Below are 17602 nucleotides of genomic sequence, written 5' to 3'. Positions count from 1 at the left end.
AGCCCATAATTTCTGGTTAATCTTTCTATTTATTAGAACTTATTAGATTCAGTACAACTTCCGCAGCCCGTTCACTGGCGTTAACCTTCAATTGCTTGTGTAAGTTTTCGAAACGCTGTAGCAGCGCATCATTGTCACTGTCAATGAGTGTGCTCATGGCATCAACCAACGCGTCACAGGACGCTTCGTGCTGCGCCAACTCAGGCACAATACGTTCATCGGCCAGCAGGTTCGGCAGCGAAAAAAACGGCGCATGAAACAGCCATTTTATCAGTCGGTAGGTGAGTGCATTAAATTTGTAGGCAACCACCATCGGTCGCTTGATCAGCATGGCTTCTAACGCGACCGTACCCGACGTCAGCAACAAGTAGTCCGCCGCAGCCATGGTGGCACGACTGTTACCAACCGTAATGTCGATAGCCAATTGTGGCGCGTGTTGCTGCCATAATGCCTTAAATTGTTCTGCCCGCGTTGCACTGATCATCGGCGCCACAAATTTTAATGACGGATATCGTTGCTGTAACTGCAGAGCTGCTTGCAAAAACAGCGGCGCCATGCGCTTTACTTCACCGCCCCGACTGCCCGGCATCAACGCCAAATACTGGCCATCCTGCGCCAAATTAAGCTCGCTACGCGCTTGCGACCGCGGCCATTGCATGGGAATGTCATCCGCCAGCGGATGGCCGACAAAGGTCGCCGGCAGTTGATGTTTGTCGTAAAACTGCTGTTCAAATGGCAACAGGCAAAGCATATGGTCTACGGCTTTCTTAATACCCTTGATACGACCTTCCCGCCACGCCCAGACCGACGGGCTGACGTAATGTACGGTACGGATGCCGCGATCACGTAAACGTCGTTCGACGGTCAAATTGAAGTCAGGGGCATCGATGCCAATCATGACCTGTGGCTGACGCTCGAGCAGATACTGCACCAGCTTACGACGGTGTCGCAGCAACTTTGGCAGATCTTTCAGCACTTCGGCAATGCCCATCACCGCCAGATCTTCCATCGGGAAAAAAGACTGCAACCCTTCTGCCGCCATAAGCGGGCCGCCGACGCCAATGAATTCAATCGGCTGGCGCGAGCGCTGTTTGAGTGCGCGCATTAAACCAGCGCCAAGTAAATCGCCGGAATGTTCTCCGGCGACAATCGCAATAACACGGGGGGACATTGTGGTCATTAGTTACTAGGGACGAATAATGCCGCGTTGACTGTTCTCAACGAACGCACAGAAGTCGTCAAGCTGCGGTTCGTTCAGCTCTTTAATCGCTTGTAACGCCTCTTCGGTTGTCATACCGGAGCGATACAGCAACTTATAAGCACGGCGAATATTGGTGATTTGTTCAGCGCTGAAATTGCGCCGCTTTAAGCCTTCACTGTTGATGGTACGAGGACGGGCATTGTGTCCCTGCGCCATCACAAACGGCGGTAAGTCCTGCACTAAGATTGAATTCACCGCGCAAAAGCTGTGCGAGCCGATATGGCAGAACTGGTGCACACCCGTCATACCACCAAGAATAACGTAATCGCCCACGTGAACGTGGCCGGCCAGGGTTACCTGATTGGCCAGTATGTTGTTATCACCGACCATGCAGTCATGAGCAACATGCACGTAGGCCATCAGCAGATTATGACTGCCGATTTGGGTTAAGCTGTTGTCTTGCACGGTGCCACGGTGGATAGTTACTGACTCACGAATAACATTATGATCACCGATAACCAACCGCGTCGGTTCACCCGCATACTTCTTATCCTGGCAATCTTCACCGACCGACGCAAATTGATAAATGGTATTGTTGCGGCCGATTTCTGTCGGACCTTTAATAACAACGTGCGAGCGAATATCACAGTTATCGCCAATCACAACATCGGGACCGATAACGGTCCAGGGGCCGATACTGACGTTTTCACCAATTCTAGCACTGGCGTCGATTATCGCCGTTTCGTGGATCACTAGACTTCCCTTCTTGCACAGATTATCTCAGCACTGGCTGCCAATTCGCCATCCACCTCAGCTTTACCACTGAATTTCCAGATGCCACGACGTTCTTTTTCGAAGGTCACGTGAAAATGAATGGTATCTCCGGGTACCACCTGGCGTTTAAAACGCGCGTTGTCGATACCGGCAAACAGGTACAAATCGTTTGCTTCAGATTTCTGCTGGGTAATTTTAAAACCTAACAGACCGGCTGCCTGAGCCAGACCTTCCAACAACAATACCCCAGGGAAAATCGGCTTGCCCGGGAAGTGTCCGTTGAACATAGGTTCATTAAAGCTGACGTTTTTGATGGCATGGATCGAGCGCTCGCAATCGCACTCAATCACGCGATCGATCAATAAAAATGGATAACGGTGTGGCAATAAGTCGAGCACACCTTGAATATCAAATCCAGACTCCGTGGCTTTCACAGTAGCTCCCAATTATTCGTTGTTATCTTGCAGTTGTTGCTCAACTGACTTTACGCGCTTAAACAGGTCATCAAGCTGACGGAATCTCGCTCCGTTACGGCGCCATTCGCGATGGCTCGACGCAGGAATGCCAGACGCATAAACGCCCGGTTCGGTGATTTCTTTGATCACCATGGCAAAGCCCATGATCTGCACATCGTCACAAATACTGATATGACCGTTGATCGCCGAAGCACCACCAATCATGCAACGCTTACCAATACGGCAACTGCCTGCTAATACGGTACACCCGGCTATCGCCGTGTCTTCATCAATAAACACGTTATGGGCAATCTGGCACTGGTTATCGATGATACAACCATCACTGATGATGGTGTCATCTAGCGCGCCCCGGTCAACCGTTGTCGACGCACCGATTTCAACACGGTTACCAATTACGACACGGCCAATTTGCGGGATTTTTAACCATTTACCATTTTCCGGCGCCCAGCCAAAGCCGTCTGCGCCAATAACCGCTCCTGAGTGAATGATGCAGTCAGCACCAATCTGACAGTTATGGTAAAGGTGTACCCCGGACCAAATTTTACTGTTGTTACCGATGCTGACACCGGGCCCAACGTGCGTGTGCGCACCAATACTGACGTTATCACCGATCGTTGCGCCGGCCTCGATAACGACGTATTCTCCGAGCGAAACGTTACTCCCCAGAGTTACCCCTTCGGCCACCCGCGCGGTATCCGCAATGCCGGTCGCCGGCAATGGTGTGGTATCTAAAAGTTGTGCCACTTTGGCAAACGCCGCATAGGGATTAGCAATGACAATAGCATTTTGCACATCGCTGTTTTCAGCATCTTTCGGTGACAGTAATACCGCGCCCGCTGCCGATTCCGCTAATTGACTTTTGTAGCGACTGTTTGCCAAAAAGGCCACTTGTTGAGCATTCGCTGACTGCAGGGTACCAACCCCTGTAATGACAAGGTTCGCGTCACCGCGAACCTCACCACCAACATGCTCGGCAAGTTGTTGCAGAGTATACTCAGTCATTCATTAATTACCTGAAGACATCTCAGTAACCACTTCGTCAGACAAATCGTTGTCTGCTTTCATGAACGCGACTGCACTGCTTTCCAGCACAAGGTCATAACCTTGCTCAGCGGCTACGGCGTTGATGGCCTGCTGTACTTTACCGAGCAGCTCGTTACGTTCTTCCTGCTGGCGACGGCGAGTGTCTTCCTGCAGCGCTTTGCTCTTCAGCTGTGCCTCAGAAATCAACTGCTCCAGTTCACGGTTCAGTTGCGTCTTCTCGTCATTTGACATGATCGACGCATCACGCTCTTGCTTTTGACGCAGTTCCTGGATTTTAGTCTCCAGTTGACGCATCTCTTCAAAGCGATCCTGGAACTCGGCCTGCAGATCTTGTGAGATTTGTTCACGCTGCGGTAATTGTTGGAAAATCGACATCATATCGACCACACCAATCTTCTGCTGCGCTTCGGCTGCACCGGCAAACAGAGCGGTAGAGAGTGCTACAGCGGCTGCCGTTGTTTTAATTAAAGTTTTCAATGTTAACTCCTCAATAGACTGTTGTTCGTTTTAAACGATTCTTTATAGTTTATCAGAATGTGGTACCGATATTGAACGAGAACACCTGCGTTTCATCGCCCTCAACCTCTTTCAATGCCCGACCCAATGAGAACGTCAATGGCCCCATCGGTGATATCCACTGCACCGACACACCGGCCGATACACGGAACTCGCCCGGATCACTGTAATCCGATAATGGCTGACTGTTGGGCACCAAATCCAGGTCTTTGTATTGGTCGTAATCGAATTCAGTATCCCACACTGTTCCCACATCCACAAATACACTGGTGCGGACACTGTTACGCATACCTTCATCGATGAACGGGGTTGGTACAATTAATTCCAGACCCCCGACAACTTTAGCGTTACCGCCGACCGCATAGCGACTAACCTGCACGCTTTCAGCACCTGTTCCTTCCGGGTAGCCGCCTGGCAGCCCCGTCCAGTCAGGCGGCCCAGTTACCTGATCCGCGTAGCTATAAATTGCGCGCGGACCCACGGTATTAGGTTCGAAACCACGCAAGTCGCCCTGACCACCGACGCGGAAGGACTCCCAGAACGGCAACAGAAACTCGTTACCGACATCGTCTTCACCATAGCCGTTACCATAACCAATATTTAAGCGTGTCAGGAATGACCACTGCTGATCGTCCGAAAGCGGTATGTAATATTTAAAATCGTAGTTGGCTTTAAAGTATTGAATATCACTAAACGGCGCTGAAACTTCTACTGAAGCACGTTGCGACGAACCAGCAGTTGGGAAGGTACCACGGTTTAGCGTGATACGTTGCCAGCCAGCATTAAATTCGTAGATATCAAAAGCAACACCCTCGTCCGGGTTTTCACGATCCAGGAACGCCGAGTAGAACTTTCTGATCTGTTCATAGCCGTCAACATTACTGACTTCCTGCTGCTTATAACCAATACCAAAATTAAAGCTGTTGATTTCATCAACCGGGAACCCGATGTTTGATGAAATACCATAGGTTTTCTGGTTATAGCGAATTAAGTTTTCAGCTTGTCCGGCATCAAATTCACTCATGTATAACTGACCGGATAAACTCACGCCGTTGATGGTGAAGTAAGGGTCAGCATAAGACACACTGAAGTTTTTATTGAAGCGACTGGTGGAGACGTTAATGCCCGCCCGATTACCGGTACCCAGGAAGTTATTTTGTTGTACGCCCGCATTTAATTGCAGACCCGAGTAGTCGCCGTAGCCGATACCGGCGTTAAAGGAGCCCGACGGCTGCTCTTTCACTTTATAAGTGATATCAACTTGATCATCACGACCGTCAACTTTTTGGGTTGAGCTTTCGACGGTTTCGAAAAAACCCAGCCGTTCCAGTCGGACTTTGCCCTGCTCGACTTTGTCGTCCGACAACCAGGCACCTTCGAGCTGACGCATTTCACGGCGTAGCACGCGATCCTGAGTAAGGCTGTTGCCTTCAAAATTAATGCGACGGACGTAGACACGGTTACCCGGGTCAATCGAGAACGTCAGTTTGACCGTTTTGTCGTCGTCATTCCGTTCAGGAATGGCACGAACTTCCGGGTAGGCATAACCAAAGCGACCAAAGAACCGTGAGATCATGTCTTCGATGTAGGTGACCTGCGCAGCGTTGTACAGCGAGCCTTCCTCGATGGTGGCAATGCGCTCAACCAAATCATCGTGACCTTTAAGATCACCGATGACATCGGTACCGCTGACGCGGTATTTTTCACCTTCGTCAACGTTAATGGTGATGTAAATGCCTTCACGATCCGGTGTCATCGATACTTGTACCGACGTTACCGTAAATTGCAAGTAGCCACGATCGCGGTAGAACGACTCCAGCGTTTCTAAGTCACCGCTCAGTTGTTCTTTCTGATAGCGCTTCTCACCAATGACGTTCCACCAGGGTAAATCGTCTTTTAGCTCAAACGCATCCAACAGCAACTCATCCGGGAAGGCCTTGTTGCCAACAATGTTGATCTGTGCAATTTCAGCCGCATCGCCTTCATCGAAGGTCATCAGCAGTTCAACCCGGTTACGCGGTAGCTCGACCACTTCGATGGTAACTTCAGCGTTGTATTTACCAACACTGTGGAAGAAATCTTCCAGACCCTTTTCAATACCCGAAATGGTGGTGCGGTCAAGTGGCTCACCAACAACAATATTGTTGTCCTGCAGGCTTTGTTCAAGCTGTTCGTCTTTAATGTCTTTATTGCCTTCGAACGTAATCTCAGCAATGGTAGGACGCTCGCTCACCTGAAATATCAGCGTGCTGCCGTCGCGTTTTACTTCGATGTAGTCAAAGTGCGTAGACGAATACAACGACTTAATCGCGCTGCGAATTTGCATCTCGCTGACATCATCGCCAACCCGGACGGGAATATAGGTTAACGCGGCCCCCAGGGCAACGCGTTGCAAGCCTTTGACTTCAATATCTTCAACTACAAATTCTTCTTGTGCGTGCACCGGCGAAACCGCCGCTGCCACCATGGCACTCACTAACAGCTTTTTAAACGTCATTATGAATAGCTACTTATTGTTGATTCTAAATCAGAATGCGTACCGAACAATATCATTACTGATGGCCAGCACCATTAGCGCAAAAACCAGTGCTGCCCCAATTCGATAGCAAACATCTTGTACTTTTTCTGAAACAGGCTTTCCGCGTACCCATTCGACCATAAAAAAGGCCAGGTGCCCGCCATCTAAGACCGGCAATGGCAACAAATTAATGATACCCAGGTTAACGCTCAGTAGTGCCAGAAAACTGAGAAAATAAACAAATCCGTTGCCGGCACTGACTCCTGCCCCTTCAGCAATACTTAGCGGTCCTGCCAAGTTTTTAACCGATACGTCGCCGGTTAATAATTTTCCAATCATTTGTACGCTGATGACCATCAAGTCCCAAGTCTGTTGCGCACCTTTTACTAAACCGCCGACAATACCATATTGATGGTTAAATACATAACCCTCAGGTAATGCCTCGGTCTTTGGCATAATGCCAAGATAACCTATGACACCGCTGGCTCCTTCCTGTTCCCCAACAAGGGCGGAAATTTGTTGGAGATTGCCATTTCGGGAAATGCCTAAAGCCAACATTTGCCCCGGTGACTGCCGAATCACTTCGGTCAACTGCTGCCAGTTTGTTACCGCTTCGCCGTTGACGGTTTCGATCACATCGCCTTGTTGCAGACCCGCTTCGGCTGCCGGCGAATCATCCATCACTTCGGCCAACTCGGTATAAACGTGCGGCTGATAAACGTCGATACCAAGACTACCGAAGGTCGAATCGGTTTCCGGATCAAACTGCCAGTCACTGAGGTCCAGTGTCTGCATACGTTCATTACCATTGCGGCTGCGCACCACCAGCGTAACGTCTTCATTGCCAATCGCTGACATCAGACCCAATTGCACCTGCTGCCAGTCATAAGCCTCGATATTACCCACTTGCACAATCTCGTCACCGCGTTGCAAGTTGGCGCGGCTGGCGATGGAGTCTGCGGCAACCTCACCGATGATTGGCTTCACCGTTGGTACCCCAATGCCAAACATCAGCCACAATACGGCAACCGCAAGCACAAAGTTAGCGATAGGTCCGGCTGCCACGATCGCAAAACGTTTATACACCGACTGAGCATTAAACGACAAATGCCGCTCGTGCTCAGCGACCTCGTCAACCCGTTCGTCGAGCATCCGCACGTAACCGCCTAACGGAATAACACCCAGTTGATACTCGGTACCGTCTTTGCCGGTACGCGACCAAATGGCCTTACCAAACCCCACCGAGTAGGTGATAACCTTTACCCCACACCGACGCGCGACCCAGAAGTGACCAAACTCATGAAACGCCACTAAGATGCCCAGCGTGACCGCAAACGCCGCGGCGTACCCTATAAAATCAAACATAAGCCACCTGCTTAACGCGTTCGCGCGCCCGCTCTCTGACTTGCTGATCCAACTGCAGCAAGTCGTCTATCGAGGCACAATGGAACATTGGCTGGTGTTGTAGCACCCAGTCGCACACTTCGGCAATTTGTGTAAAACCAATCTGCTTCTTTAAAAAGGCATCCACAGCAATCTCATTCGCCGCATTCAGGCTGGTGGTTGCGCTTTGTCCTTCCCAGCAACTATCAATGGCTAATTGCAGGCATGGGTAGCGCGCCGGTTCAGGCTGTTTAAAGGTCAGCTCGCCGAGCCGGGTGAAGTCAAGGCCACCCACACCGCTGTTAATACGGTCGGGAAAACCCAATGTGTGCGCAATCGGAGTGCGCATATCCGGCTGGCCGAGTTGCGCTAACACCGAGCCATCAACGTACTGAACCATTGAGTGAATCACACTTTGTGGGTGGATCACGATCTGCAGTTGTTGCCGTTGACAATTAAACAACCAGCGCGCTTCGATGTATTCCAGGCCTTTGTTCAACATGGTCGCCGAATCAACGGAGATTTTCCGGCCCATCGACCAGTTGGGATGATTGCAGGCCGCTTCCGGCGATTGTTGCGCCAACTGAGGCAGCGGCAAATCCCGAAATGGGCCGCCGGAGCCGGTCAATAAGATATGATCAATACCGGCTGCAGCGAGATCCATGTACCCAACCTGCTGCTGTTGCTGCTCTGGCAAACACTGAAAAATCGCATTGTGTTCACTATCAACCGGTAATATGCGGGCGCCACTTTGTTTGGCGTGTTCAATAAACAACTGACCACTGACCACCAAGGCTTCTTTGTTGGCCAACAATACCGTTTTACCGGCATCAATGGCGGCCAGCGTTGGACGCAACCCGGCCGCACCGACGATAGCGGCCATCACAACGTCTACGTCGGCGGCTGCACTGACATCGGCTAGGCCTTGCTGGCCATACAGAACGGTCGTTTGCTGGGGTGCCAAGGCGCGCTCAAGTTTGACCGCGTCATCAGCACAACCAATAACCGCATACTGAGGTTTAAATTCACGGCAAAGCTCGGCCAGTGCATCCACTTGCGTCATTGCCGTTAACGCAAACACACTAAAATCGTCGCGATGACGACGCACCACGTCGAGTGTGTTTTTGCCGATAGAGCCTGTTGCTCCCAGAACCGTAATACTGCGCATGGTTTAGTGTAGGAACTCCAGATAAGCAAGGGTGAAAATCGGTACCGCAGCCGTCAAGCTGTCAATTCGATCGAGAATACCGCCGTGGCCAGGCAATATCGACCCACTGTCTTTTACCCCGGCAGCGCGTTTAAACATACTCTCGTTCAAATCACCAAACACTGAGGCTACCACCGTGAATAATCCCGTTAAATAATACCCGGTAAACTGATCCGCCGGAATCTTAGTCCAGTGCGACACCACCATCATCACCACAAACGCCAGACTGATACCGCCGCATAACCCTTCCATGGTTTTACCGGGACTCACGGCTGGCATCATTTTATTACGGCCATACCGCACACCGGCGAAATAAGCGCCAACATCGGCTGCCCATACCAATAATAAAATGAACAACACCACCCAGCCACCAAAATAAGGTTGCAGGTCGATATTAATCGAACGTACGGTGATTAATGCTGCCCAGGTCGGTACAAAAATTAACAGCCCAAATAAACCAACAATAGAGCGTGTGCGTGACCACAAACGCCGGCTTGACGGGTAATTTACGATCAGCGCCAGGGCGCAGACCCACCAGACACCGCCCGCAACAATGGTGTAATAGATGAGCGGGTCTAGGGTGCCGTCTGTCCACAGATGTTGGTACGGCACGAATAAGCTGAGCACACCAATGATTGCGCCCACCGCCACGGTATAGGCGATTCGACCGCTGGTTTTTGTCACCCCCATTAACGGCGACCATTCCCAGGCGCCCAGCATCAGCACGGCTTGAATGAAAAGAGAAAATCCCCAAAGCGGCAATAAAAAGACCGCATACAAAGCAACCGGTATTAACAGCAAAGCTGTGAGTATTCGTTGTTTTAACAAAAATTATTCCTCTACCCGGGTTTCCAGATCGCGCATGACGCTGTCGAGCTGCTCACTGGTTAAACCAAAGCGACGTTCGCGCTGAGCGAACTCAGTAATTGCTTTGGAAAACGTTTCGTCGTCAAAGTCAGGCCATAAAACGGGCGTAAAATACAACTCCGCATAGGCAGCCTGCCACAATAAAAAGTTACTGATGCGACACTCGCCACCGGTTCTGATTAGTAAGTCCGGAGTCGGCTGGCCCGCTAATTGTAACTGCGCCGCAAAGCGTTCACTGTTGATGTCTGAGCTACTTAAGGCCCCGCTTTCAACCTGTTTCGCCAATGCCTGCGCTGCTTGGATAATATCCCATTGACCACCATAGTTGGCCGCAATGTTTAAGGTCAATGCGTTATTATTCGCGGTCTTTTCCTCGGCTTCGCTGATTTGCCGCTGCAGACGAGTGGAAAAACGCGACTTATCGCCAATGATATTCAATTTAATGTTGTTCTGGTGCAGCTTTTTCACTTCGCGTTTCAGCACCGTCATAAACAAGTCCATTAACACCGAAACTTCTTTTTCCGGACGTTGCCAGTTCTCGCTACTGAAAGCGAATAAGGTTAACGACTGAATACCATTACGACGGGCGAAGGCGACCGCACGCCGAACAGCCTCGGCGCCAGCTTTGTGACCAAAGGTGCGCAGTTTACCACGCTGTTTTGCCCACCGGCCATTACCGTCCATGATAATTGCTACGTGCTTAGGCACTAACTGCTGTAGCGATGGGAGTTCTGTCATGCTTCTGCCATAGATAATAAAAACGCCGCGCGAGAAGATCTTACACGGCGTTTAACACCAAAATTGAGCGCTAATCGAATCAGACTTCCATTAAGTCTTGTTCTTTTGCCTTCAGCGCTTCATCGATCTGCTTAACATATTTGTCCGTGATCTTTTGGATTTGTTCCTCAGCAGCGCGTTCTTCGTCTTCTGTGATTTCCTTTTCCTTCAGCAATTCTTTCACATCGCTGTTGGCATCACGACGAATATTACGAACCGCGACACGGCCTTGTTCCGCTTCGTTACGAACGATCTTAACCAGGTCACGACGACGCTCTTCGGTTAACGGAGGCAGAGGAATGCGGATGACTGAGCCGGCCGATGCAGGGTTTAAGCCCAGATCAGAACTCATGATGGCTTTCTCAACGGCCTGAGTCGATGACTTATCAAACACCGTCAATGCCAGGGTGCGGGAATCTTCTGTAGTAATGTTTGCCAGCTGTTTTAGCGGCGTGTCGCTACCGTAGTAATTCACCATCACGCCATCGAGCAGGCTTGGATGAGCACGACCGGTACGAACTTTACTCATTTGACTGCGCAGAGACTCTACGCTTTTTTGCATGCGCTGTTCAGCGTCTTTTATAATTTCATCAATCACGTTGCTACCTTTTACTTGATTCTTTGATCATTATTGGCGTCTTTACTGATCAGTGTACCTTCTTCTTCACCAAGAATCACTGACCTTAGCGCACCAGGCTTGTTCATATTAAATACACGGATCGGTAAACCATGGTCACGAGCCAGGGTAAATGCGGCCAAATCCATCACTTTTAATTGTTGCTGCAACACATCATCGTAATTAATGTGGCGATACAACGTCGCGTCAGGGTTTTGCACGGGGTCAGCAGAATAAACGCCATCGACCTTAGTGCCCTTCAGAACCACATCCGCTTCGATCTCGATGCCGCGCAAACACGCCGCAGAGTCGGTGGTAAAAAACGGGTTGCCAGTACCGGCTGAGAATATCACCACTCGGCCTGACTTGAGTAAACTGATGGCTTCCGCCCAGTTATAGCTGTCACACACACCGGTCAATTCAATCGCGGACATTAAACGCGCGTTAACAAAAGCACGGTGCAGTGCGTCACGCATGGCAAGACCGTTCATTACGGTCGCCAGCATCCCCATATGGTCGCCAACGACCCGATTCATTCCGGCCTTAGCCAGGCCTTCACCGCGAAATAAATTACCGCCGCCGATAACTAAGCCCACTTGCACACCAAGTTCGACCAATTCTTTAATTTCTTGTGCCATTCTGTCCAGCACTTTTGCGTCTATACCGAAAGGCTCATCGCCCATCAGTGCTTCGCCACTGAGTTTTAATAAAATTCGTCGATAGCTGGGTTTCGGGTGGGTGCTCATCATAGCCTCGCTTTAGCCTTTTATTCGATAAGAAGTATATTCAAAAAAAACCGCGTCCTGAACCTTCAAGACGCGGTTTTTGTTCATTACTTAGGGGACGACCCGGTCACAAAGAATTAACCTTTGCTCGCAGCCGCCACTTGAGCTTGAACTTCAGACGCAAAGTCTTCTTCTTTACGCTCAATACCTTCACCAACTTCGAAACGTACAAACGTAACGACGTCTGCACCTTCTTTCTTCAGCAATTCGCCGACAGTCATTGAAGGATCTTTAACGAAAGGCTGACCTGTCAGGCTGATTTCGCCGGTAAACTTACGCATACGGCCTTCAACCATCTTCTCAGCGATTTCTTTCGGCTTACCGCTTTGCATAGCGATATCAACCTGAATAGCACGCTCTTTTTCAACCACTTCAGCGTTAACATCTTCAGGCTTAACGAATTGTGGGCTGCTTGCTGCAACGTGCATGCAGATATCACGAGCCAGGTCTTCGTTACCGCCGTTCAATGCTACCGCTACACCGATGCGAGCACCGTGCGTATAGGTTGCAACAACATTGCCTTCTTCGATGGTTGCAACACGACGTACAGCCATGTTTTCACCGATCTTAGCAACCAGGTCTTCACGTTTCTTCTCAACGGTTTCACCGTCGATTTCTGTTGCGCGAAGTTTTTCAATGTCGTTTTCTTTGTTAGCGAACGCGGCGTTGATGACTTGGTCACCGAATGCCAGGAAGCTGTCGTCACGAGCAACGAAGTCGGTTTCACAGTTCAGTTCAACCAATGTTGCCTGGTTACCTTCAGATTTCACCAAGATAACGCCTTCAGCCGCAGTACGACCCGCTTTTTTCGCTGCTTTTGCCTGACCGCTTTTACGCATCAGTTCAATCGCTGCTTCCATATCACCGTCGACTTCCTGCAACGCTTTTTTGCAGTCCATCATGCCAGCGCCAGTGCGCTCGCGCAGTTCTTTTACCAGAGCTGCAGTAATTGCCATGGTTTTATCCTCGATTATTCTTCAGTTGCTTCAACAAATTCGTCAGCGTCTTTTACATCGCCTTGCGCAGCGCCAGCTTCTTTAACAGCAGTAGCGGCAGCGTTTAAGTACAACTGTACCGCACGAATGGCGTCGTCGTTACCTGGGATGATGTAGTCGATGCCGTCTGGGTCAGAGTTGGTATCTACAACAGAAACCACTGGGATACCCAGGTTGTTCGCTTCTTTCACTGCGATGTGCTCGTGATCCGCGTCGATTACGAATAAAACGTCAGGCAAACCGCCCATGTTTTTGATACCACCCAGGCTCTTCTCAAGCTTTTCCATTTCGCGGGTGTTAACCAGCGCTTCTTTCTTGGTTAGCTTTTCGAAGGTACCGTCCTGGCTCATGGTTTCGAGGTCTTTCAGGCGCTTGATCGATTGACGAACGGTTTTCCAGTTAGTCAACATACCGCCTAACCAACGATGGTTTACGTAGTACTGACCGCACGCTTGTGCTGCTTCTTTTACTGACTCAGCAGCGGCACGCTTAGTACCAACGAACAGGATTTTACCTTTGTTAGAAGCCACGTGCTGCAGGTAGCTCAACGCGTCGTTGAACATAGGCACGGTTTTTTCTAAGTTGATGATATGAATCTTGTTGCGAGCACCAAAAATGTACGGCTTCATTTTTGGGTTCCAGAAACGAGTTTGGTGACCGAAGTGGACACCCGCTTTCAGCATGTCACGCATTGACACGTTTGCCATAATCTTTTTCCTTTTGTAGGGGTTAAGCCTCCATACACCCCATAACACGACCCAGGCTATTGACTATAGCGCCTTGGGCACCCCGTATTATGTGACGGTATATGTGTGGTTTAAAGTTAGTTTAAGTTGCCTTCAAAACGGCGCGCATTTTATACCATATCCGCACTGGCAACACAACAGAAAGAAGATAGCGAAAAGCGCCTCTGGCTGATAAACTAGCGCCACAATGAACGACTAAATGACAGTACAATTTCGATAACAGAGAGCCGTACGAATGGATATATCGATAAAGACCCCGGAAGAAATAGAGAAAATGCGCGCGGCCGGCCGACTGGCGGCCAGCGTACTTGAGATGATTGGCGACTACGTCAAACCTGGTGTCACCACCGAAGAGCTGGATGAAATTTGCCATAAATACATCGTCGATCACGGTGCCTATCCGGCACCTTTAAACTATCACGGGTTTCCTAAGTCGATTTGTACCTCCGTCAATCACTGCGTCTGTCACGGTATTCCCGGCCCGAAAAAATTAAAAGACGGCGACATCATGAACATCGACGTGACCGTCAAGCTCGATGGCTATCATGGCGACACCTCAAAAATGTTTGTGGTGGGCAAACCGTCCATTTTAGCCGAGCGTTTAATCCGCGTTACTCAAGAATCACTCTACAAAGCGATCAAGATGGTTAAGCCCGGTGTTCGCCTCGGCGATTTCGCCGAAGTGATCCAGCAACACGCTGAAGGACACGGTTATTCCATCGTGCGCGAATACTGTGGTCATGGCATCGGCGCCGTATTTCATGAAGACCCGCAGGTGGTTCATTACGGTAAAGCGGGTACCGGTGAAGAACTCAAGGCCGGTATGTGCTTTACCATCGAACCCATGGTAAATGCCGGCAAACGCCACACCAAACTGATGAAAGACGGCTGGACCGTATTAACCAAAGACCGCAGTTTGAGCGCACAGTGGGAACACACCTTGCTGGTGACGGAAGACGGCGTGGAAGTATTAACCCTACGTGCTGAAGAAGAAGATACGCTGCCGCGCGTCATCAAGCACGATGATTAGCCCAGAAAGGGAAATACAACGATGATCGACCCCGTCGCCTCAGAACACTTAGCTTGTGAAGATTTTTACAGCCAGTGGCCGGCGGCGGACGCCGCGCCGTCACGTGAGGCGTACCAACAATTGCTTGAGCGCTATCGGCAATGGTCAGAGCAACAGTTTATCACCGCCGATATTGACGCGCTGGTACACCACCGCTCGACGTTTTTTGATCAGTTATTGCAACGCTTATGGCAACAGTTTCAGTTGAACGAAGAAACCGTTTCACTGGTTGCAGTGGGCGGTTTTGGACGTCAGACCTTACACCCGGGCTCCGACATCGACCTACTGATTCTGGACGATACCCAGTCGGCCTCGGCCGCCAGTAAGTTAACCGCTTTTCTCACCTTTCTCTGGGATCTGCACCTCGATATTGGTCATGCGGTACGCAGCGTCGCCGATTGCTTTGTGCAAGCTGCGGACGATATCACTGTCGCCACCAACTTGATCGAAGCTCGCTATCTGTGTGGCAACGAAACGCTGTTTCAGCGTTTTCAGCAACAACTGGTCAGCGAATTTCCATGGTCCAGTCGCGATTTCTATCAGGCCAAACTGGAAGAGCAGGAACAACGCCATCAACAATATCATGGCACGTCCTACAATCTGGAACCGAACATCAAATCCAGTCCCGGCGGTCTGCGCGACATCCAAACCATTGGCTGGATCGCCAAACGTCACTTTCAGACTCACTCTGACGAGAGCCTGGTCGAATACGGCTACATGACCGCCGATGAATTTGTTGAGTTGCGGGATTGCATGAACTGGCTCTGGCGCATTCGCTTTGCACTGCACCTGGAGGTCGGCAAACGCGAAGACCGGCTGCTGTTTGATTTCCAGCCCGGTGTTGCCGTGCGCTTAGGCTACGGTAATGAAGGTAAACAGTCGGTAGAGCTGATGATGAAGGACTACTTTAAAGTGGTGCTACGGGTCAGCGAGTTAAACCAGATGCTCTTGCAATTTTTCCAGCAGGCCATTCTCGGCGCACAGGATCTGATGGACTCTACGCACTTGGATGCCGATTTTGCCGTTACCGGTCATATGCTCAGTGCACGTCATGATCAGGTATTTGCAAACCGCAGTAATCTGATCAAAGCGTTTTTACTGATTGCTCAGCATCCTGAAATAAACGGTATCCAGTCCCACACGATTCGCCTGCTGCGCAACGCCAGAGCACAACTGCATGAGCCGCTGAGCTACGATGCCGACTGCCGCAAACTGTTCTGTCAGTTGATTGAACACCCGAATGGTTGCGGCCGAGCCTTTGCGCTGATGCATCACCACAGTGTGATGGCCAGTTATTTGCCACAATGGCAGCAAATTGTCGGGCAAATGCAGTTTGACTTATTCCACGCTTACACCGTCGACGAACATACCTATCGACTGGTGCGCAATTTGTACCGCTACAGCGATGCAGCGTACGCCGGCAATTTCCCGTTGTGCGAACAACTGGTTAAGCAGATGAAGCGACGCTATTGCCTTTATTTGGCTGGCATTTTTCACGATATTGCCAAGGGCCGCGGCGGCGATCATTCAGAATTGGGGGCAATGGACGCGCGCAATTTCTGCCATCAGCATGGCTACAGCGACGATGATGCAGAGCTGGTCGCGTGGCTGGTCGAGCATCACTTGACCATGTCGGTGACGGCTCAAAAACGTGACATTCACGATCCTGATGTGGTGCAGAATTTCGCCAATAAAATGCAGACTAAGGAGCGTCTCGACTTCTTATATTGTCTTACCGTTGCCGATATTCGAGCCACTAACCGTTCGCTCTGGAACAACTGGAAAGCCACCCTGCTGGAAGAGTTGTATAACGCCACACGTTACTTACTGGAGCAGAACAGCAGCAGCCCAACGCTGGATGTTCGTAAAAAAATTCAGCAGAATAAAGCCAACGCCATGGCGCTGTTGCTCAGCGCTGGCTTTAACGAGAACGACATTCAAAGTCTGTGGGGTCGTTTTACCGCCGATTATTTTTTCCGTCATACCGCCGAACAAATCAGCTGGCATTCGCAACATATCCTGAAGTTGTCTGCCGAGCAATTACCGCTTATCCTTATCGGCGATGAGAACAATTACGGCACCACTGAACTGTTCATTTACCACCATGAACAGAGCCATTTGTTCGCCTCGGTCGCCGGTGTTCTCGACGCTCAGCAGTTGAGTATTCTGGATGCGCAAATACTGGCAACCCGTGACGGTTTTGTGATGGACACCTTTGTGCTGCTGCAACGTGATGGCAAGCCGCTGACCGACCCGCAACGCATTGAGGAAGTCAAACAGCAGTTACTGGACGTGCTGCATCGGCGTCAGTCGGTACCCGAAAACCACCGGCCATTATCACGCCGGATGAAAAACTTTGAGGTGAAGACACGGGTGAAGTTTTTACCCAGCAAGCATCAGCGCCGCACGACGTTTGAGTTAACCACACTCGATCGGCCGGGTTTGGTTGCTAAGCTTGCGGCCATATTGCAACGTCTCAATGTCAGTGTATTGGCAGCCAAAATCACCACCATCGGCGAACAGGCCGAGGATTTATTCATTGTTGCTTCCGCTGACAACGAGGCGTTATCAGAGCAGCAACGAGAACAACTTAAACAACAAATCGTAACAGAATTGGATTACTAGGAG

Annotated in this window: 16 protein-coding genes; 2 read left to right on the top strand and 14 right to left on the bottom strand. The window is 50.3% G+C overall.

Annotated elements, in window-relative coordinates:
* Positions 1–25 precede the first annotated feature (25 nt).
* The 14 genes from lpxB to rpsB all read right to left on the bottom strand — a co-directional run bounded on the left by lpxB (position 26) and on the right by rpsB (position 13866).
* Positions 26–1180, bottom strand: coding sequence for a lipid-A-disaccharide synthase (gene lpxB, locus C5610_RS04810; RefSeq protein WP_105306164.1), 1155 nt, complete (start codon positions 1178–1180; stop codon positions 26–28).
* 6 nt (positions 1181–1186) lie between these two features.
* Positions 1187–1954: an acyl-ACP--UDP-N-acetylglucosamine O-acyltransferase gene (gene lpxA / locus C5610_RS04805; RefSeq protein ID WP_105306163.1), complete on the bottom strand. Its 768-nt coding sequence runs from the start codon at positions 1952–1954 to the stop codon at positions 1187–1189.
* Positions 1954–2409 (bottom strand): 3-hydroxyacyl-ACP dehydratase FabZ, encoded by a 456-nt coding sequence (gene fabZ, locus C5610_RS04800; protein WP_105306162.1) that lies wholly within the window; start codon positions 2407–2409, stop codon positions 1954–1956. The genes lpxA and fabZ overlap by 1 nt, the downstream gene beginning before the upstream one ends.
* Before the next feature lie 12 nt (positions 2410–2421).
* Positions 2422–3453: a UDP-3-O-(3-hydroxymyristoyl)glucosamine N-acyltransferase gene (lpxD, locus tag C5610_RS04795; protein ID WP_105306161.1), complete on the bottom strand. Its 1032-nt coding sequence runs from the start codon at positions 3451–3453 to the stop codon at positions 2422–2424.
* 3 nt (positions 3454–3456) lie between these two features.
* Positions 3457–3972, bottom strand: coding sequence for an OmpH family outer membrane protein (locus tag C5610_RS04790; RefSeq protein WP_105306160.1), 516 nt, complete (start codon positions 3970–3972; stop codon positions 3457–3459).
* A gap of 52 nt (positions 3973–4024) precedes the next feature.
* Positions 4025–6508: an outer membrane protein assembly factor BamA gene (gene bamA, locus C5610_RS04785; RefSeq protein ID WP_105306159.1), complete on the bottom strand. Its 2484-nt coding sequence runs from the start codon at positions 6506–6508 to the stop codon at positions 4025–4027.
* 30 nt (positions 6509–6538) lie between these two features.
* Positions 6539–7894: a sigma E protease regulator RseP gene (rseP, locus tag C5610_RS04780; RefSeq protein WP_105306158.1), complete on the bottom strand. Its 1356-nt coding sequence runs from the start codon at positions 7892–7894 to the stop codon at positions 6539–6541.
* Positions 7887–9080, bottom strand: a complete 1194-nt coding sequence (gene ispC, locus C5610_RS04775) for a 1-deoxy-D-xylulose-5-phosphate reductoisomerase (RefSeq protein WP_105306157.1) — start codon at positions 9078–9080, stop codon at positions 7887–7889. The genes rseP and ispC overlap by 8 nt, the downstream gene beginning before the upstream one ends.
* Positions 9081–9083: 3 nt before the next feature.
* The gene (locus tag C5610_RS04770) at positions 9084–9947 is read right to left on the bottom strand and encodes a phosphatidate cytidylyltransferase (RefSeq protein WP_105306156.1); all 864 of its coding nucleotides are present in this window, start codon (positions 9945–9947) and stop codon (positions 9084–9086) included.
* 3 nt (positions 9948–9950) lie between these two features.
* Positions 9951–10724, bottom strand: a complete 774-nt coding sequence (gene uppS / locus C5610_RS04765) for a polyprenyl diphosphate synthase (RefSeq protein ID WP_105306155.1) — start codon at positions 10722–10724, stop codon at positions 9951–9953.
* 79 nt (positions 10725–10803) lie between these two features.
* On the bottom strand, positions 10804–11361 hold the full coding sequence (frr, locus tag C5610_RS04760; RefSeq protein WP_105306154.1) for a ribosome recycling factor: 558 nt from the start codon (positions 11359–11361) through the stop codon (positions 10804–10806).
* An 11-nt stretch (positions 11362–11372) separates the two neighbouring features.
* Entirely contained in the window at positions 11373–12125 is a 753-nt protein-coding gene (pyrH, locus tag C5610_RS04755; protein WP_105306153.1) for a UMP kinase, read from the bottom strand.
* A gap of 116 nt (positions 12126–12241) precedes the next feature.
* Positions 12242–13120, bottom strand: coding sequence for a translation elongation factor Ts (tsf, locus tag C5610_RS04750; RefSeq protein WP_105306152.1), 879 nt, complete (start codon positions 13118–13120; stop codon positions 12242–12244).
* Positions 13121–13134: 14 nt separating this feature from the next.
* Entirely contained in the window at positions 13135–13866 is a 732-nt protein-coding gene (gene rpsB / locus C5610_RS04745) for a 30S ribosomal protein S2 (RefSeq protein ID WP_105306151.1), read from the bottom strand.
* A 274-nt stretch (positions 13867–14140) separates the two neighbouring features.
* Here rpsB and map point away from each other — a divergent pair, with 274 nt between their 5' ends.
* Both map and glnD read left to right on the top strand, forming a co-directional pair.
* Entirely contained in the window at positions 14141–14935 is a 795-nt protein-coding gene (gene map / locus C5610_RS04740) for a type I methionyl aminopeptidase (protein WP_105306150.1), read from the top strand.
* Positions 14936–14956: 21 nt separating this feature from the next.
* Entirely contained in the window at positions 14957–17599 is a 2643-nt protein-coding gene (gene glnD / locus C5610_RS04735) for a [protein-PII] uridylyltransferase (protein WP_105306149.1), read from the top strand.
* The last annotated feature ends 3 nt before the right edge of the window (positions 17600–17602 follow it).

The sequence above is a fragment of the Idiomarina sp. OT37-5b genome (genome assembly GCF_002968395.1).
GTDB lineage: Bacteria > Pseudomonadota > Gammaproteobacteria > Enterobacterales > Alteromonadaceae > Idiomarina > Idiomarina aquatica.
This window is presented reverse-complemented; position numbering and strand designations above follow the sequence as displayed.